General features: G+C 70.2%; 17 protein-coding genes. 12 read left to right on the top strand and 5 right to left on the bottom strand.

Annotated elements, in window-relative coordinates; all coding sequences use genetic code 11:
- The first annotated feature begins 49 nt into the window (after positions 1 to 49).
- The 5 genes from U4E84_RS02320 (at position 50) to rpsJ (ending at position 3,530) form a co-directional block, all read left to right on the top strand.
- Complete coding sequence (locus U4E84_RS02320) at positions 50 to 193, top strand: hypothetical protein (RefSeq protein ID WP_322530486.1); 144 nt, start codon at positions 50 to 52, stop codon at positions 191 to 193.
- The gene (locus U4E84_RS02315) at positions 190 to 801 is read left to right on the top strand and encodes an amino acid-binding protein (RefSeq protein WP_322530485.1); all 612 of its coding nucleotides are present in this window, start codon (positions 190 to 192) and stop codon (positions 799 to 801) included. The genes U4E84_RS02320 and U4E84_RS02315 overlap by 4 nt, the downstream gene beginning before the upstream one ends.
- Entirely contained in the window at positions 798 to 1,784 is a 987-nt protein-coding gene (locus tag U4E84_RS02310; protein ID WP_322530484.1) for a homoserine dehydrogenase, read from the top strand. The genes U4E84_RS02315 and U4E84_RS02310 overlap by 4 nt, the downstream gene beginning before the upstream one ends.
- Positions 1,785 to 1,952: 168 nt before the next feature.
- Positions 1,953 to 3,218, top strand: a complete 1,266-nt coding sequence (gene tuf, locus U4E84_RS02305) for a translation elongation factor EF-1 subunit alpha (RefSeq protein ID WP_322530483.1) — start codon at positions 1,953 to 1,955, stop codon at positions 3,216 to 3,218.
- 3 nt (positions 3,219 to 3,221) lie between these two features.
- Positions 3,222 to 3,530, top strand: coding sequence for a 30S ribosomal protein S10 (gene rpsJ / locus U4E84_RS02300; RefSeq protein WP_322530482.1), 309 nt, complete (start codon positions 3,222 to 3,224; stop codon positions 3,528 to 3,530).
- 61 nt (positions 3,531 to 3,591) lie between these two features.
- Here the strand turns inward: rpsJ and U4E84_RS02295 are convergent, their stop codons facing one another.
- Together U4E84_RS02295 and U4E84_RS02290 are read right to left on the bottom strand one after the other, a co-directional pair.
- Positions 3,592 to 4,155: a rhomboid family intramembrane serine protease gene (locus U4E84_RS02295; RefSeq protein WP_322530481.1), complete on the bottom strand. Its 564-nt coding sequence runs from the start codon at positions 4,153 to 4,155 to the stop codon at positions 3,592 to 3,594.
- A gap of 113 nt (positions 4,156 to 4,268) precedes the next feature.
- A complete protein-coding gene (locus tag U4E84_RS02290) occupies positions 4,269 to 4,553 on the bottom strand; it encodes a hypothetical protein (RefSeq protein WP_322530480.1) in 285 nt (94 codons plus the stop codon).
- A 235-nt stretch (positions 4,554 to 4,788) separates the two neighbouring features.
- Between U4E84_RS02290 and U4E84_RS02285 the strand changes: the two genes are divergently transcribed.
- The 4 genes from U4E84_RS02285 (at position 4,789) to U4E84_RS02270 (ending at position 10,798) form a co-directional block, all read left to right on the top strand.
- A complete protein-coding gene (locus U4E84_RS02285) occupies positions 4,789 to 5,931 on the top strand; it encodes a lysylphosphatidylglycerol synthase transmembrane domain-containing protein (protein ID WP_322530479.1) in 1,143 nt (380 codons plus the stop codon).
- A gap of 72 nt (positions 5,932 to 6,003) precedes the next feature.
- Entirely contained in the window at positions 6,004 to 7,185 is a 1,182-nt protein-coding gene (locus tag U4E84_RS02280) for an alpha-1 4-glucan-protein synthase (RefSeq protein WP_322530478.1), read from the top strand.
- Positions 7,186 to 7,224: 39 nt separating this feature from the next.
- On the top strand, positions 7,225 to 8,394 hold the full coding sequence (locus U4E84_RS02275) for an extracellular solute-binding protein (RefSeq protein ID WP_322530477.1): 1,170 nt from the start codon (positions 7,225 to 7,227) through the stop codon (positions 8,392 to 8,394).
- Positions 8,395 to 8,503: 109 nt separating this feature from the next.
- Positions 8,504 to 10,798 (top strand): glycosyltransferase family 39 protein, encoded by a 2,295-nt coding sequence (locus U4E84_RS02270; RefSeq protein WP_322530476.1) that lies wholly within the window; start codon positions 8,504 to 8,506, stop codon positions 10,796 to 10,798.
- A 509-nt stretch (positions 10,799 to 11,307) separates the two neighbouring features.
- Here the strand turns inward: U4E84_RS02270 and U4E84_RS02265 are convergent.
- The 3 genes from U4E84_RS02265 to U4E84_RS02255 form a co-directional block, all read right to left on the bottom strand.
- Positions 11,308 to 12,111, bottom strand: coding sequence for a dolichyl-phosphate hexose transferase (locus tag U4E84_RS02265; RefSeq protein ID WP_345785492.1), 804 nt, complete (start codon positions 12,109 to 12,111; stop codon positions 11,308 to 11,310).
- 65 nt (positions 12,112 to 12,176) lie between these two features.
- A complete protein-coding gene (locus U4E84_RS02260; protein ID WP_322530475.1) occupies positions 12,177 to 13,838 on the bottom strand; it encodes a GMC family oxidoreductase in 1,662 nt (553 codons plus the stop codon).
- Positions 13,835 to 14,398: a gluconate 2-dehydrogenase subunit 3 family protein gene (locus U4E84_RS02255; protein ID WP_322530474.1), complete on the bottom strand. Its 564-nt coding sequence runs from the start codon at positions 14,396 to 14,398 to the stop codon at positions 13,835 to 13,837. Before U4E84_RS02255 ends, U4E84_RS02260 begins: the two co-directional genes overlap by 4 nt.
- Positions 14,399 to 14,513: 115 nt before the next feature.
- Here U4E84_RS02255 and U4E84_RS02250 point away from each other — a divergent pair, with 115 nt between their 5' ends.
- The 3 genes from U4E84_RS02250 (at position 14,514) to U4E84_RS02240 (ending at position 17,755) form a co-directional block, all read left to right on the top strand.
- Positions 14,514 to 16,124, top strand: a complete 1,611-nt coding sequence (locus U4E84_RS02250; protein WP_322530473.1) for an iron ABC transporter permease — start codon at positions 14,514 to 14,516, stop codon at positions 16,122 to 16,124.
- Positions 16,125 to 16,197: 73 nt separating this feature from the next.
- The gene (locus tag U4E84_RS02245) at positions 16,198 to 17,133 is read left to right on the top strand and encodes an NAD-dependent epimerase/dehydratase family protein (protein ID WP_322530472.1); all 936 of its coding nucleotides are present in this window, start codon (positions 16,198 to 16,200) and stop codon (positions 17,131 to 17,133) included.
- Between the two features lie 94 nt (positions 17,134 to 17,227).
- Positions 17,228 to 17,755, top strand: coding sequence for a VOC family protein (locus U4E84_RS02240; protein ID WP_322530471.1), 528 nt, complete (start codon positions 17,228 to 17,230; stop codon positions 17,753 to 17,755).
- Positions 17,756 to 17,979: the final 224 nt, after the last annotated feature.

Genomic DNA, 17,979 nt, shown 5'->3' with positions numbered 1-17,979 from the left:
GCCTGCCATCGCCGAAGGCTTATACCGGATCGTCCGACTCCCTTCGGACATGCAGACGGGCACGACTCCCGCTCGGCGCATCGCGACGGAGCCAGCAAGCGACCGCTCCGCGCCGCCGACAGGAGCGTGTCAGCGGCTCCGTTTCCGGACCGCCGGCGGACCGACCGGCGACTCCCCGGAGGTGGCGGCGTGAGCGACGCCCGCGACGGCGCCCCCGAGGACGCGGCGGACGACGAGAGCGCGACGGACGGGGAGGGCGCCTCTCCCGACGGCGGCCACGCCGAGACGACGCCGTCGACGCACACGGTCCGACTCGAGCTCGTCGACGAGCCGGGACAGCTGCTCGCCGCGCTCCACCCCATCGCGGACAACGGGGGGAACCTCCTCTCGATCTACCACGAGCGCGGGAACAAGACACCGCGCGGTCGGATCCCCGTCGAGGTCGACTTCGAGGCGACCCAGGAGCGGTTCGAGGGGATCGTCGAGGCACTCCGGAGCGAGGGAGTGAACGTGATGCAGGCGGGGACGGAGCGGTACGCCGAGGAGGTGACGCTGCTGCTCTTCGGCCACCTCATCGACACGGACCTCTCGGACACGCTCTCGCGCATTGAGGCCTGCGAGTCGGCGTCGGTCGCCGACGTGTCGCTGGCGGCCCCGCAGGGCACCGAGGAGGCGTCGAGCGCCCGGTTCCGGCTGGAGGCGCGCGCCGGCGAGACCGAGGCCGCGCTCGCGGCGGTCCGGGAGATCGCCGCCGAGAAGGACCTGCGTCTGGTCGAGCCGCTCACGGGGGTGGAGGCGTGAGGCTCTCCGTCATCGGCGCCGGCGCCGTCGGGCGGTCGGTCGTCGAGCTCGCGGGCGAGTACGGCCACGAGGTCGTCGCGGTCGCGGACTCCTCGACCGCGGTCGTCGCGGACGGGACCGACGGTCGGGCCGCCGGCGTCGACCCCGACGCGGTGGCGGCCCGCAAGGCGGCGCGGGGGCTCGTCGGCGACGACGTCCCCGAAGACGCGCTCTCGGCCGACTACGACGTCCTCGTCGAGGCGACGCCGACGACGCTGGGCGACGCCGAACCGGGCTTCTCGCACGTGACGACCGCGCTGGAGCGGGATCGCCACGCCGTGCTCGCGAACAAGGGGCCGGTCGCCGAGCGGTTCGGCGACCTGCAGTCGGCGGTCGCCGACAGCGCGGGCGAGATCCGATTCGAGGCCACCGTCGGCGGCGCCATCCCGGCGGTGTCGACCGTCGAGGACATCGAGCCGGGCCACGTCACCGCGGTCCGCGGCGTGCTCAACGGGACGGCGAACTTCATCCTCACCCGGATGGCCGCCGAGGGGCTCGACTACGAGCACGTGCTCGCAGAGGCGCAGGACCTCGGCGTCGCCGAGGCCGACCCGTCCTTCGACGTCGACGGCACCGACGCGGCGCTGAAGTGCGTCATCCTCGCGAACGTGCTCTCGTTCGGCGCGGCCGAGGACCCGGCGGACGCCCGGGAGTTCACGCTCGACGACGCCGAGGTGGAGGGGATCCGCGACGTGCCCGGGTCGGCGCTCCGGCTCGCCGCGGAGGACGGTCGGACCGTCCGGCTCATCGGCGAGGCGACGGGGGAGACGGTCCGGGTCGCCCCGCGGCTCGTCCCCGAGAACGGGACGCTCGCGGTGTCGGGGACACAGAACATCGTCCAGATCGAGACCACCCACGCCGGCCGGCTCAACATCTCCGGCCGCGGTGCCGGCGGCCCGGAGACGGCGAGCGCGGTGCTCGGAGACGTGGGCCGACTGGAGTAGGTCCGCTCGCTCTTGGATCCTTCGACCGCCGCCGTGTGTCTCATTCCCGTGCCCCGCCTTGTCGGGAATCGCCTGACGGCGGCGCGATAGTCTGTGGTCCGTATCGAAACCGTTTTAGTGGAATCTACCGAAACCTACTCACAGAGCGCCTTAGCGCGTGATTACCCCATGAGTGACAAACCGCACCAGAATCTGGCCATTATCGGCCACGTCGACCACGGCAAGAGCACGCTCGTGGGTCGCCTCCTCTTCGAGACGGGGAGCGTCCCCGAGCACGTAATCGAGCAGCACCGCGAGGAAGCCGAAGAGAAGGGCAAGGGCGGCTTCGAGTTCGCCTACGTGATGGACAACCTCGCCGAGGAGCGCGAGCGCGGCGTCACGATCGACATCGCCCACCAGGAGTTCGACACGGACAACTACTACTTCACCATCGTCGACTGCCCGGGCCACCGTGACTTCGTGAAGAACATGATCACGGGCGCCTCGCAGGCCGACAACGCGGTGCTCGTCGTCGCGGCAGACGACGGCGTCGCGCCGCAGACCCGAGAGCACGTGTTCCTGGCCCGCACGCTGGGCATCAACGAGCTCATCATCGGCGTCAACAAGATGGACCTGGTCGACTACCAGGAGTCCACCTACGACGACGTCGTCGAGGAGGTCAAGAACCTGCTCAACCAGGTCCGCTTCGCGACCGACGACACGACGTTCGTGCCGATCTCGGCGTTCGAGGGCGACAACATCGCCGAGGAGTCCGAGAACACGCCGTGGTACGACGGCCCCACCCTGCTGGAGTCGCTCAACGACCTGCCGGAGTCCGAGCCGCCGACGGACGCGCCGCTCCGACTCCCCATCCAGGACGTCTACACCATCTCCGGCATCGGGACCGTCCCCGTGGGACGCGTCGAGACCGGGATGCTCAACACCGGCGACAACGTCTCCTTCCAGCCGTCCGACGTGGGCGGCGAAGTGAAGACGGTCGAGATGCACCACGAGGAAGTGCCGCAGGCCGGCCCCGGCGACAACGTCGGGTTCAACGTCCGTGGCATCGGGAAGGACGACATCCGTCGCGGCGACGTCTGTGGTCCCGCCGACGACCCGCCGAGCGTCGCCGAGACGTTCAAGGCGCAGGTCGTCGTCATGCAGCACCCGAGCGTCATCACCGCCGGCTACACCCCCGTCTTCCACGCCCACACGGCGCAGGTCGCCTGTACGATCGAGGAGATCAACCAGAAGATCGACCCCTCGTCCGGTGAGGTCGCCGAGGAGAACCCGGACTTCATCAAGTCCGGCGACGCCGCGGTCGTCACCGTGCGCCCCCAGAAGCCGCTCAGCATCGAGCCGTCCGGCGAGATTCCGGAACTCGGCAGCTTCGCCATCCGCGACATGGGTCAGACCATCGCGGCCGGCAAGGTGCTCGAAGTCAACGAGCGATAATCGATGCAGCAGGCACGCGTCCGCCTCGCCGGCACGAGCCCCGAGGACCTCGACGACATCTGCGACGACGTCCGCGAGATCGCGGACTCGACGGGAGTCTCCCTGTCGGGCCCGATCCCGCTGCCGACGAAGACGCTCGAGATCCCGTCGCGAAAGTCCCCGGACGGTGAGGGGACGGCGACGTGGGAGCACTGGGAGATGCGCGTCCACAAGCGTCTGATCGACATCGACGCGGACGAGCGCGCGCTCCGCCAGCTCATGCGCGTCCAGGTGCCGAACGACGTCAGCATCGAGATCGTCCTCGAAGACTAAGCGCTAGGGCGTCTTCCGCTCTCTTTCGTTTTTCATCCCCCGACAGCGACGCCGACGCTCTCTATCTCCGCGCGTCGAGGAGTCCGATCCGGCCGGCGACGAGCCCGAAGAACGCGCCGACGGCGTGGGCGATCAGCGCGACGCCGGGCGCCGCGGTCGTCGCGGTGAGGACGACGGCGGCGAGTCCGAACAGCCCGAACTGCGCGCGCGGCGGAAGCCGCAGGCGGTCGAACAGCGTCGCGGTCACGACGTTGCCGGCGAGCAGGTAGCCACCGAGCGCGAACACGGCCCCGCTCAGCCCCAACACGGCGGTCGGCGGACCGATCAGCCCGCCGACCATCACCTGCGCGATCCCCGCGAGCGCGCCGGTCGTCACCACGAACGCGTGGAAGCGGAGCCGGGTCGTCCGCCGCTCGACGAGGGGCCCGACGAGGAGCAGCGCGAGGCCGTTCGCCAGCAGGTGTCCGACCGAGCCGTGGGCGTACACGCTGGTGACGACCGTCCACGGGGCCAGCGACAACGGCGTGGACAGCGCGAAGAGCCCCGCGAGGCCGACCGCGTGGAGCGCCCCCTGTAAGAGCCCGACGAGCGACGCGACCGCGAGGGTTTCGAGGGTGGCGCGCATCGAACGGGCGTTCGCGTCGGACCGACTTAAGCGCGGCCGCGCCGGTCGCGTCAGGCGGATCGCGCCGGCACACCGGCCGGATAGGTGGATGCGCCGACCGCGCCGGTCGACCGTCAGATCACGTCGGTCGGGTCGTGCGCCGCCGCCATCCGCTCGGCTTCGGCCGCGTACCGCTCGCGGTCGGCCCGGTCGGTGACGCGTCCCACGTTCTCGGGCTCGGCGTCGACCGCGGCGGTGGTGTCGCGAACGTCGGAGAACGAGGTGAGCGCCCGTTCCTTCCGGAAGTAGCGCTCGCCGTCGGCCGTGGCGTAGGTGAGGATCACCATGTTCTGCTCGTCGTCGGAGTACGTCCGCTCCACGAGCCACATCCGGACGGTCGACGGCTCGGTCTCGGTCATGTGTGATATTTTGATATCCACACAAAAGCGATTTTCGGTGATCCTCACACGGCGGGAGTGGCTGGGGAGTCGCGTGGCCTCGGTGGACGCTTCGAACTGCGTGATCGAACCGTCAGCGTTATATGTTTTAGGGCAGCCTAAATCAATGTATGCCAGTCGCTCGATCGATCGAACGCTCCGAAACGGTCGCGACGGGAGGAGTGTCGCCTTCGTTCCCGTGCCGGTCGCTCAGCCCATGACCGCGAGCGACGTTCGGGCGTGGCTTCGCGCCGGCTGCTCGCGCGGGCGGCTCACGGTCGTCGGGACCCTCCTCGTCTTGGGGCTCGGCGCCGCGTTCCTCGTCCGCGGTCTCGACGCGGACGCGGTGATCGGGGCGGTGCGGGACGCCGACCCGATGCTCTTGGGCGCCGCACTCGTCGCCTACCTGGTCTCCTGGCCGGTCAGGGGACGCCGGTACGGCGACGTGCTCGCGGCCATGGGGCGTCGCTGCCGGACCGGGTTCCTCACCGCGACCGTGTTCGCCAGCCAGACGGCGAACCTCGTGATTCCCGCGCGGGCCGGAGACGGGGTCCGCGCGTACCTGCTCAAGGACCGACGCGACGTGCCGTACCCGACGGGGATCGCCTCGCTCGCGGTCGAGCGCGCGTTCGACCTCGTGGCGATCGCCTCCCTCGGCGGCGTCGCCTTCGCGTTCCTGCTGCTCGGCGGTCGGTCGATCGACTCGGGCGAGTCGGTCGGCGCCGCAGAGCCGGCGACCGCGCTCGCGGCCGCGGTCGCGATCGCGACCGCGGCCGTCCTGCTCTCGGCCGCGACGGTGGCGGTCGCGCGGAGCGACCGCCGGTTCGGTCCCGGTCTCCGCGCTCGGGTCGAACGGCCTCGCCTGGCGCGGGTCGTCGACGCCGCCGTTCGGTTCGGCGCGTCGGTTCGCGTGGTCGCCGCCGACCCCCGAAGCGTGGGGACGGTGTTCGTCTGGAGCGCGGTCGTCTGGGCCCTCGACGTCGTGACGGCCGTGCTCGTGCTCGCCGCGCTCGTGGGCGGGATCGGCGGGCTCGTCCCGACGGCGACGCTGCTCGTGGTCGGGACGCTCGCGGTCAGCGTCGGGAACCTCGCGAAGGTGCTCCCGCTCTCGCAGGGAGGGATCGGACTGTACGAGGCCGCGTTCACCGGCCTCGTCGTGAGCGCGACGGGACTTCCGGTCGAGACGGCGCTGGCGGCGGCGATCCTCGACCACGCGCTGAAGAACGCCGTCACGCTCGCCGGCGGGGGGATCGCGGCGCTCGCGCTCGGCCTGTCGCCCACGGCGGGCCCCGCGGCGGACGGCGAGCCGACCCCTTCGGTGCAGGCCGACGGGGGCAGTATCACCGACGATTCGCGGTGAACGCCGACGGCGGGGGTGCCGCGTCGGACGACGAACCGCCAGTCTTTTAGGTCAGCCTAAAAAGAGTGGTGTATGGCAGAACACAGTTCATCAGCCGCGAACGGGGACATCTGCGTGATCGTCCCCACGATCCGCGAGTACGAGTGCCTCCGCGAGTACGTCGCCAACGCCCGGGAACACGGGTTCGACGTCTCCCGGCTCCACTTCGTGCTCGTCACCGAGGACTTCTGTGATGTCGAGGAGATGCGCGCCATGCTCGACGACCTCGACGTGTCGGGCGAGGTGTTCGACGGCACCCGCCGCGAGGAGTGGTACGAGGCCAACGGGGTCGCGGAGTACGGCCACGTCGTTCCGGCCGCGAGCCACGCCGAGACGAGCTTCGGGCTCCTCTACATGTGGGCCGACGACTCCTTCGAGTACGGGATCTTCATCGACGACGACACGCTCCCGCACGAGGACGAGGACTACTTCGGCCGCCACATGGAGAACCTCGCGTTCGAGGGGGAGATCGAACGCGTCAGCTCCGACGAGCGGTGGGTGAACGTCCTCTACCAGAACGCCGACGAGCACGGCCTCTACCCGCGCGGCTACCCGTACTCCGCGATGGACGAGACGGTGGAGACGGACGCGGTCGAGGTCGAGGGCGGCGAGGTCGTCGCCTCGCAGGGGCTGTGGACGAACGTCCCCGACCTCGACGCGGTCCGGATCCTGATGGACGGCGACCTGGAGGGACAGGCGCAGACGCGGACGACCGCCGACGACTTCGGCGAGGACTTCGTCGCCGCGCGCGGCAACTACCTCACCGTCTGCTCGATGAACCTCGCGTTCCGCCGCGAGGTGATCCCGGCGTTCTACCAGCTCCCGATGGACGACAACGAGTGGGAGGTGGGCCGGTTCGACGACATCTGGTCGGGACTCTTCTTAAAGCGAGCCTCCGACGTGCTCGACAGGCGGATCTACAACGGCGGCCCGCTGTGCGAGCACAACAAGGCGCCGCGCTCGACGTTCGACGACCTCGCGAACGAGGTGGCGGGGTTGGAGCTGAACGAGCACGTCTGGGAGGTGCTCGACGACGTGGCGGACGACGCCGACTCCTTCGAGGCGGTCTTCGACGAGATGGCCGACGCGCTCGCCGAGGGCGACTTCGAGGAGTGGAACAACGGCGCGTTCCTCAACCACTGCGGCGAGTACATGCGTGACTGGCTCGACTGCCTCGACGGGATCCAGCGGACGCCGGCGATCGCGGACGACTGAACCGACACGACTAAAACCATTTAGGTACGCCTAAAACACATGACGAACCACGAATCCGACGGACGAGACGGACGCAACGTTCACCGGCGACGGTTCCTCGCGAGCACCGCCGCGGTCGGCGCGGTCGGACTCGCCGGCTGTAACGGCACCGACGAGGAAGATGACGACTCCGACGGCGACGACGGATCCGACGGCGACGACGGCGGGTCATCGGTCGGCCAGATCGGGTCCGGCCGCGAGGGGCGCGGCGCCCCCGGCGGGACGCCGATGGCCGAGATGCCCGCGCTGGAGGGCGAGCTTACCGTCTACTCCGGACGCGGCGAGTTCCTCGTCGGCGAGCTCGTCTCCTACATCGACGACCTCTACGACGACCTCGACCTGACGGTCCGGTACGGCGGCTCGACCGACCTCGTGAACCAGATCTCCAACGAGGGTCAGGGGTCGCCAGCGGACGTGTTCTACTCGGTGAACTCCGGCGCGCTCGGCGCGCTCGCCGACGCGGAACGCACGCAGGCGCTCCCGTCGGAGGTGACAGAGAAGGTGCGCTCGGAGTTCCGCACGGAGCAGTGGATCGGAACCTCCGGACGAGCCCGCACGGTGCCGTACAACACCGACGAGTACGGCGAGAGCGACATGCCGGACGACATCATGGCGTACCCCGAGGAGTTCGACGGCGACCTCGGCTGGGCCCCGTCGTACGGCTCCGCGCAGGCGTTCATCACCGCGATGCGGCTCTTGGAGGGCGAGGAGGCGACCCGCGAGTGGCTGGAGGCGATAGTTGAGCGCGGCGCACAGACCTACCCCGACGAGTTCGTCACCTGTCAGGCGATCGCCGACGGCGAGATCGACGCCGCGTTCACGAACCACTACTACATCCAGCGCGTGCTGGACGGCAACCCGAACGCCTCGATCGCCACGGCGTTCACCGAGGGCGACGCGGGCGCGGTGTTCAACGTCGCGGGCGCCGCGGTCGTCGACACCGCCTCCGACGCCGACCTGGCGTCGAACTTCGTCCGCCACCTGCTCTCGGCCGAGGCGCAGGACTACTTCGCCCGCAGCACCTTCGAGTACCCGCTGATCCCGGAGGTCGAGCCGATCGGCGACCTCCCGCCGATCGACGAGCTCGACGTGCCGGATCTGGACCTCACGGAGCTGTCGAACCTCGAACCGACGATCGACCTCATGCGCGACGCCGGCGTTCAGATCTGAACGCCCGCACCGCTCTACATCCCACCGCTCACCGTTCGTGTCCGCTCCGTCACCCCGTCTCCGCCGCCTCGCGACGCGCCTCCGCCAGCGCCTCGCTCGGGCGGACCGAGTGACGTTCGCCGCCGCCCTCGTCTCGCTTACCGCCGGCGCCGTGACGTTCGCGGTCGCCGCGACCGTCTTCTCGCACCACTCCGCGAACCATGACGAGGGCGTCTACCTCACCCAGGCCGCGCTGCTCTTGGGCGGCCAGCTGGAGTTCCACGCGGGCCCGCTCGCGGACGCGTTCCACCCGTGGTTCTTCATCGAGGACGGCGGCCGGCTCTACCCGAAGTACAACCCGGTCCCGGCCGCGACGTTCGCGGTGTCGATGGCGTTATTCGACGAGCCGCGCGTGACGCTCGCGGCGATCGCGGCGGGCAACGCCGCGCTCGTGTACCTGCTCGGGTCACAGACGTTCGGTCGCCGCGCCGGTCTCGCCGCGGCCGTCCTCTTTTCGGCGTCGCCGATGGCGCTCGCGACCTCCTCGGCGTTCCTCCCGTACGCGCCCACGACGTTCTTCAACCTGGTGTTCGCGGTCGCGTACCTCCGGAGCGTCCGGGACGAGTCGCTCCGGGCCGCCGGGGTCGCCGGCCTCGCGATCGGGATCGCCTTCTTCTCGCGGCCGTACACCGCGGTGCTGTTCGCCGCCCCGTTCATCTGCCACGCGCTGTGGCAGGTGGGATCTGCGATCCGTCGCCTCGGCGCCGAGACGGGGCGGTCGACGCCGCGCGCGCTCGCGGCTGTCGGTCGCCGCGCGCTCACGGTCGGCGGTCTCCGCGAGCTTCCCGGCCCGATCCGTCGCCACGGGCTGACGGCGCTGTTCGGCACCCTGTTCGTCGGGGTTACGCTCGCGTACAACGTCCGGATGACCGGGGAGCCCTTCCTGTTCCCCTATCAGGTGTTCGCGCCGATGGACGGCCCCGGCTTCGGGGAGCGGCGGATCCTCGGCCACTCGGTCGAGTACACGCCGGAGCTTGCGCTGGAGGCGAACCGGTACGCAATTCAGGAGATCGCGACGCGGTGGCTCGCCGGCGGCCCGCTCGGGACCGCCCTCGCGCTCGCCGGCGTCGCGGCCGCGCTCTGGGGCTGGCGCGCGTACGGAGACGTGAGCGGGCTCGCCGGCGGCGACGAGGGCGTCGGGTCCGCGACGGTCGCGGACGGCGGCGAGCACTCCGATGCCGTCCCGTCCGGATCGTCGGCATCGTCCGAGCCGGTCGACGCCGGATCGGCGACCTTCCGACGGACGGCGGCGGCCCTGCTCGTCGGCGTCGCGGTCTCGGTCGTCGTCGGGAACCTGTACTTCTGGGGGACGCACAACGCGCTCGCCGACCTCTCGGACCCGACGGACGGGCTCGCGTCGCTCTTCGGCCCGTTCTACCACTTCGACCTGCTCGTGCCGCTGTCCGTCTTCGGCGGCCTGGCCGTCGCGGCCGGGTGGCGCGCGCTCTCCGCGGCTCGCGGGGAGGTCGAGCGTCGCGGCGTCTCACCAGCGCTCGCCCGCGGCGCGCTCGCGCTCGTCGTCGTGAGCGCGGTCGCCGTCGCGGGCGTCGCCGCCGTGGACGCCGCCGCCGAGCCGATCGAGCGCAACGCCGAGGTCGACGAGAAACACGAGGCGGCGTACGCCCCGTTCGACGAGACGACCTTCGAGGACGGGCTGGTGTTCCTCCCCACGCCGTACGGCGAGTGGCAGAACCATCCGTTCCAGTACCTCCGGAACGGACCGGGGCTCGACGGCGACGTCGTGTACGCGCTCGAACGCGACCCGGAGGAGGACTTCGCGGTGCTCGACGCGTACCCCGACCGGACGCTGTACCGGTACGGCTATCACGGCGTCTGGGGCGCCGACCCCGAGGCGAACGTCGTCCCGAAGCTAGAGACGCTCGACCGTCGGTCCGGCCCGACGCTCGCGGCCGAGACGACCGTCGGCGTCCCCGACCGCGTCGCGCGCGCCCAGGTCCGCGTCGACCCCCGGCGGGGCGCCGCGGGCGGGCCGGATTCCGCCTCCTACACGGTGTCGGAGCCCGGCGACTCGCTCGCGATCGAGTGGGCGGTGACGCCCGAGGGCGCGCGCCTGCCCGGCGCGGCGGCGGGCGACGGCCCCGCCGAGCCCGTTCCGTTCGACCCCGACGGCGACGTGCTCGCCGTGACCGTGACGCTCGTCGACCCCGCGGGCTCGACGTACACCTACCGCCAGGAGGTGACGGTTCGCGTGACCGACGACGGCGATGTCGAGGCCGTCTGGCCGCCCGAGCGCTCGACCTGCCGGCTCGTCACGGAGTGCGGGACCGAGGGGACGTACCTCCCCGACGAGCCGCAGACCCACCCCGAGTGGGTCGTCTTCGAGACGGACGCGGAAGCGGAGTAAGTGGCTGAGTCGGCTCGGATTTATAAGTAACCGATCGACACGGACATCACCGAAGCCCCAGCCGCTCGGTACGACGTCGTCAATACTATCGTGACCGACACGGCGACCGAGACCGCCGAAGCCCCAGCCGTGAGGCGGGCGCACGTTCGCCGCGCTCCTCGGTCGTTCGCTCCGCTCACTCCCTGCGGTGCTCGCGTCGCCTGCGCCCGCCTCACGACTGCCCCTTCGAGTCCCGCCCGACACCGCAACCGCACAGCACCTCACACCTCCCCAGCCTCGTCGGGCGCAGCCTTCGGACTCCCTTCGGTCGTCCTCGGCGCGCCCGACTCCCTCGCGCGTGCTGCTCGCACCCTTCGGGTGCTCGCAGGCACGCGCCGGCCGCGCCGCCGTTTATCTATAAATGGTCAGCGCCGCCGCTCACGAGTGTAAAAACGTCGCCGGCGGCGGTCCACTGTGCCCACAGTGTACCTCCGGACCGCCCTCCGACGACGGCGTCGAGGGAAGCGCCCTCAGAGGCGCCGCAGTTGCTCTTCGAGACAGACGGTCACGATCGACTTCGCGATGGCGAGGCCGCCGCCGATCGGGTCGAGCTTCGTCTCGCCGAGGCGCTCGGCGTAGCGGATCGGGCGCTCGCGCACGTCGTAGCCGCGCATCAGCGGGCGGATGAGGAGCTCGGCCGAGAGCCCGGTGTTCTCGGTCCAGTCGATCGACTCGACGACGTCGCGGCGGTACGCGCGCATTCCGGTGGTGGTGTCGTGGACGCGCTCGCCCATGAGCAGGGAGGCGACCGCCGCGAACGAGTGATTGCCGAAGCGGTTGAACGCCGGCATCGCCTTCGCGCCGTGGTAGAGCCGGTCGCCGCTGACCACGTCAGCGCCGTCGTTGATCTCCGCGAGGAACTCCGGTAACGCGTCCATCGGGTAGGTGTCGTCGCAGTCGGTCGTGACGACGACCGGGCGGTCGGGCGTCAGGATCGCCTCGCGCACCGCGACGCCGTACCCCTGCGGCTCCTGCTCGACGACCGTCGCGCCGTGCTCGCGGGCGATCTCCGGCGTCCGGTCCGAGGAGCCGTCGACGCAGACGACCTCGGCCTTCCCGTCGGTGACGCGCTCGACGTCCTCCAGAACGGTCGCGATCGCCTCCTCCTCGTTGTACGTCCCCATCACGACGCTGAGGTCCTCGAAGGTGTACGGCTCGGCGTCGTCCGCCCCATCGGTCGCGCCGTCGCCGGCGGCCGTCTCCTCGTCCGATCCGTGCCCGTTCCTGTCGACGGCGTTCACCGACCCGTTCGTCGCGTGTGCTGAGTCGCTCATTGTCCGGAACTCATCCCGGACGCACTTGAGCTTTTAGGTTTACCTAAATTAGTGTCGACGAGCCGCTACGTTCTCTCCGCCAGCCAGCCGTCGACGTCGTCGCCGACCCGGAGCGCGAGCGCGGCGATGGTGAGCGTGGGGTTCATCGCGCCGCTCGTAGGGAAGACGGAGCTGGAGGCGATCCAGCAGTTCTCCAGGTCGTGGGTCCGGCAGTCGGCGTCGACGACGCCGGCCTCGGGGTCGTCGCTCATCCGCATCGTCCCCATGTGATGGTAGGCGGGGCCGGTCGCGTCCGGCCCGGCGACCCACTCGACGTCGGCGCCGAGCTCTTCGAGGATCTCCACTTGAACTTCGTTCGCGCGCTCGATGGTGTCGAGCGCGCGCTCGCCGACGGTCCACTCGATCCGCGGTACCGGATTGCCGCGGTCGTCGACCCGCTCGTCGTCGAGAGTGATCCGGCTGTCCGCGTCGGGGAGCTGCTCGACGAGCCCGCCCATCGCGACGTGGTTCCCGTACCCCTCGCGCAGCCGCTCTACGAGTTCGTCGCCCCAGTCGTCGCCCGTCAGCGCCATCTCGACCGGCGAGGGGCCGGCGTAGTTGAAGAACTCCAGCTTGAACGGCGCCTGCGACTCGTCGGCCTCGTCGTAGAACTGGTCGCAGGCGCTGGTGTAGAAGCCGACGTGGTTCTGGCGGGTCGGCTCGTCGAGGACGCCGCCCGCGCCCGCGAACAGGTGGTCCATGAAGAACTCGCCGACGTGACCGCTGGCGTTCGCGAGGCCGTCCGGGTAGCGGTCGGAATGGGACAACAGGAGGAGCCGCGGCGTCTCGACCCCGCCCGCGGCGACGACGAACGCGTCGGCCTCCTGGCGGTGCTCCTCGCCGTCGGGCGTCGCGTAGACGGCGGCGGTGACCCTGTCGTCGTCGTCGTGGTCGAGCCGCTGGACCGGCGCGCGGTCGATCACGGTCGCACCCGCGTCCGCCGCGCGCTCGACGTGGACCGTCGCGTCGTACTTCGCGCCGCTCGGGCAGACCGGCTGGCAGGTGCCGTAGCCGACGCAGGCCGACCGGTCGTCGTACCCCTCGGAGTTGCGCGCGTTCGGCACCGAGTGCATGTCGATCCCCAGCGACTCGCAGGCCTCGGCGAAAAGCGAGTCGCTGTAGGACGGCTCGAACGCGGGCATCGGGTGCGGCTCCTCCCGGGGCGGCGCGTAGGGGTTGTCGGAGGCCCCGGCGACGCCGAGTTCGTGCTCCGCCTCGGCGTAGTACCGGCGGAGGTCGGCGTAGTCGATCGGCCAGTCCGCGCCGACCCCGCGTTCCGTCTCCGAGTTGAAGTCGTCCTCGTGGAGCCGCATCACCATCCCCTGCCAGTGGAGCGTCGACCCGCCGATCCCCTTCACGCGGGCGTGGTTCAGCGGGTAGAACCAGTCGCCGGCGTTCTCGTGAGCGTCGCGCGCGCCGCCGACCCCCCACACGTCCGGCCGACCGTAGAACGGCCGGATCGCTCGCTCCTGCCTGGCGAGCCGGTCTTCGGGGTCGAATCGCGGACCGGCGTCGAGGACGACCACCTCGTGGTCGTCCGCCAGCCGATCGGCCACGAGGGCGCCCGCCGGACCGGCCCCGACGACGCAGACGTCCGCGTCCGGAACGGGGGTGCGGTCGACGCCGTCGTCTCCGGAACCGTCGTTTCCGTCCGCCCGACCGTTTCCAACGCTCTCGGCGCCGCTCATTGCGGCCCCCGCCGGTAGCTCTCCGCGCCGCCCGCGTGTCCCTGGGGATTCTCGATGCCGACGAGCTCGCCGCCGGTCGGCGAGGCGTACAGCGCCAAGAGCAGTTCGTTGACGACGAAGTACCGGACCCGCTCCGCAGTCGTGCCGTGCGGTCGCTCCTCCGCGGTGTCGGCGCCGAGCTCGCGGAGCAGGTCGTCGCGGTCCGCGGTCGAGAGCTCGGCGACGGGCGCGTCGTACCACGACCGGGCCGACGACTCGACCTCGGCGACCGCCGCCCGGATCCCCTCGTCGTGTGCCGACCCGTCGAGCCGGCCGCCGAGGAACTCCTCGACGAACGAGTCGATTCCCGAGACCTCCTCGGGGTAGACAGTCCGCGCGACTGCGGTCATCGCCGCTCGGACCGCCTCGTCGTCGGGCACCCCCTCGCCGTCCCACGAGGGGTCGGCGTCGCCGCCGCTTCGCCCCCCGTCGTCGGTCGCCCGACGGACGCCGAGCGCGACACCGCCCGTCGCGCCGATCGCGGCCAGCGCGGCCGCCGCGTCGCGTCGCGTCAGTTCCATAGAAGAATTTAGGTAGCCCTAAATTCATATATCCGTCGGAGCGCGCCCGCCGACCGATCGCAACCCCTAACGCCGGGCACGACCACGCTCGGACAGAGCGGCTCCCTCTCTCACGATGACCCTGCGAAACCGGCTCCGCGACCGCCTGACCGACGGCGACGACAGACTCCCGCTCGGGCTGACGCTGCTCTGCGGGTCGATCGCGGCCACGCTCGTCTTCCCGCTGGCGTGGCTCGTTATCGAGGCGGTCGCCGTCGACCGCGAGCGCGCGACGGGGCTCCTCTTCAGCGCCGGCACCGCCGAGGTGCTCGTCAACAGCCTGCTGTTGATGACGGGCGTCACGGCCGCCTGCGTCGCGATCGGCGTCCCGCTCGCGTACCTCACCGCCCGGACGGACCTCCCGTTCCGCCGGTTCTGGTCGGTCGCGGCCGCGCTCCCGCTCGTCGTGCCGAGCTACGTCGGCGCCTTCTCGTTCGTCTCCGCGTTCGGCCCGCAGGGCGCCTTCCACGACGCGCTCGCGCCGCTCGGCGTCGAGCGGGTCCCCAACATCTACGGGCTCCCCGGGTCGGTCCTCGTCATCACGCTGTACACCTACCCCTACGTCTACCTGACGACCCGGGCCGCGCTGCTGTCGTTCGACACGACGATGCTGGAGGCAGCCCGGACGCTGAACCACGGCCGGATCGCGGCGTTCCGCCGGGTGACCCTCCCGACGATCCGCTCCGCGATCGCCGCCGGGGCGCTGCTCGCGGCGCTGTACGCGGTCTCTGACTTCGGGACACCGTCGATCATGCAGCTCCCCGTGTTCACTCGGCAGATATACGTCGAGTACAACTCGTTCGGCCGCGACTACGCCGCGCTGCTCTCCCTGCAGCTGCTCGTCGTGGTCGTCCTCGTGCTCGCGCTGGAGTGGGCCGTGCGCTCGAACCGGAACACGAGCGGGGACGACGCGGGCCGGACCGACGATCGGGTGTCGCTCGGGTGGCTGCGCTGGCCGGCGACGCTGCTCCCCGCCGGCGTCTCCGGGCTCGCGCTTCTGGTCCCGCTCTGGATCCTCGGGATGTGGCTGATCCGTTCGGAGTCCGGGCGGCGCCCCTCGCTGGCGTTCGAGCCGATCCAGGTGTTGAACTCGCTTTCGGTCTCGCTTGCCGCCGCCGTCGTCGCCGCGCTCGCCGCGATCCCGGTCGCGTACTTCGCCGCGAACCACGACACGCCGCTCGCGACGGTCTTCGAGCGGGCGACGTACGTCGGCTTTGCGGTGCCCGGCATCGTGTTGGCGCTCGCGTTGGTCTACTTCGGCTCCAGCTACACGCCGTGGCTCTACCAGACGCTGCCGCTCCTCGTGTTCGCGTACGTGGTCCGGTTCCTCCCACAGGCGGTCGGGTCGACTCGGACGTCGATCCTCCAGGTGGACCGGCGGCTCGTCGAGGCCGGCCGCACCCTCGGCGAGTCGTCGACCGGGGCGTTCAGGCGCGTGACGTTCCCGCTCGTGCGCTCGGGGATCGTCGCGGGCGCCGCGCTCGTGTTCCTCACGACGATGAAGGAGCTGCCCGTCACGCTCGTGCTCCGTCCCTCCGGGTTCGACACGATCGTCACGCAGATCTGGCGCGCACAGCAGAGCGCGTTCTACCAGTACGCGGTCGTCCCCACGCTCATCCTCCTCGTCATCTCCGGGCTCTCGATGGTCGTCCTCCTCACCCAGGAGGGGGACGAGCGGGGCCTGTAGGCCGCGTCCAGCGAGCGACCGCGGGTCGGTCCCGATTCCACACGTACTTATCCGACACCGCCGACGGACCGGTATGGACCTCACAGACTCGCGCGTTCTCGTCACGGGCGGTGCGGGACTCGTCGGGAGCCACCTCGCCGCGCAGCTGCTCGATCGCGGCGCGACCGTCCGCGTCGCCGACGACCTCTCGAAGGGGACCCGCGACCGCGTTCCGGACGGCGCCGACTTCGTCGAGGCCGACCTCACCGAGCCCGCGGACGTCGCTGACGCGATCACCGACGACCTCGACGTCGTCTTCCACTTCGCCGCGTACACCGACACGAACTACGACGACGACCGCGAGCTGTTCGAGGACAACACGGCGATGACGTACAACGTCTTAGAGCGCATGAACGAGGTCGGCGTCGACCGGCTCGCCTTCACCTCCTCCTCGACGGTGTACGGCGAGGCGCCCCGCCCGACGCCCGAGGACTACGGCCCGCTAGAGCCCATCTCCATCTACGGCTCCTCGAAGCTCGCCGACGAGGCGCTGATCTCGACGCACGCGCACTCGTACGGTATCACCGCGTGGGTGTTCCGGTTCGCGAACATCGTCGGCCCCCATCAGCGAGGGAACGTGATTCCCGACTTCATCCAGAAGCTGGACGCGGGTCCCGACGAACTGGAGATCCTCGGCGACGGTCGGCAGGAGAAGTCGTACATGCACGTCTCCGAGTGCGTCGACGCGATCCAGCACGTCGTCGAGCACGCCGACGAGGACCTGAACGTCTACAACCTCGGGACGCGGACGACCACGTCGGTCACGGACATCGCCGACATCGTCAGCGACGAACTCGGTGTGGAGCCGGAGTACAGCTACACCGGCGGCGACCGCGGGTGGACGGGCGACGTGCCCAAAATGCGGCTGTCGATCGAGCGGCTCGTCGACCTCGGGTGGGAGCCCTCGATCGAGAGCGACGAGGCTGTTCGCCGGAGCGCGCGGGAGCTGATCGACGAGATCGTCGGATGACGAGCGGCGGTCGCTGGACGGTGTGACGCGCCTCGAAGGTCGGAAGCGGTGTTGTCCAAATCTATAAGCCCGATTCTAGTTACTATTCTAAGGTATGCTCCCAGACAGCATACCACAATTAGACGTGACGATCCCCGAGATAACCCAGGTCGCGTTCGTCGTGGAAGACCTCGACGACGGGATGAACCGATTTGCCGGCGTCCTCGGCGTGGATCAGTGGGATGTCTATCGATTCGAACCGCCACGGCTGCGGGACCGGACCTATCGCGGTGAGCCACACGACTACTCGATGGCCTTGGCTATCACCGACGTCGGCGGGACGATGCTCGAACTCATCGAACCCCTGGACGGGGAGAGCATCTACACCGAACACCTGGCGGCTCACGGCGAGGGACTCCACCACGTCGGCTGTTTCGCCTTCGACGACGACGCGGCAGTTATCGAACAGTTCGAAGCCGCCGGGATGGACGTCGTTCAGAGCGGGACGTTCGGCCCCGAAGGTGCGGACGAGGGCGTCTCATTCTGGTATTTTGACACGGCGGACGAACTCAACGGAGTCATCTTCGAGACTGCGGCGAACCTCGATGCGATGCCCGATCCGGACCGCTCGTATTCGGTCTGAGGCGCTCGGGGGAGCGCGTCGCTCTCGCTCGCACCGTTTCTCCCCGCGCGCCGCTTCGGAAGGGCCTTTTAGGCCGACCGACGAACGGACGGTATGTTCAGGCAGTTCCGGTCGGAGGTCGAGGCGGCGCTCTCGGACGCGCTCGCGTCGCTCGACCTCCCGACCGACGACCTCGGCATCGAACGCCCGCCCGACGACATGGACGCGACGCTCGCCTCCAGCGT

Source organism: Halorubrum sp. AD140 (assembly GCF_034497445.1).
GTDB lineage: Archaea > Halobacteriota > Halobacteria > Halobacteriales > Haloferacaceae > Halorubrum.
Note: the sequence above shows the minus strand (reverse complement) of the source record. Positions and strands in the feature narration are given on the sequence as shown.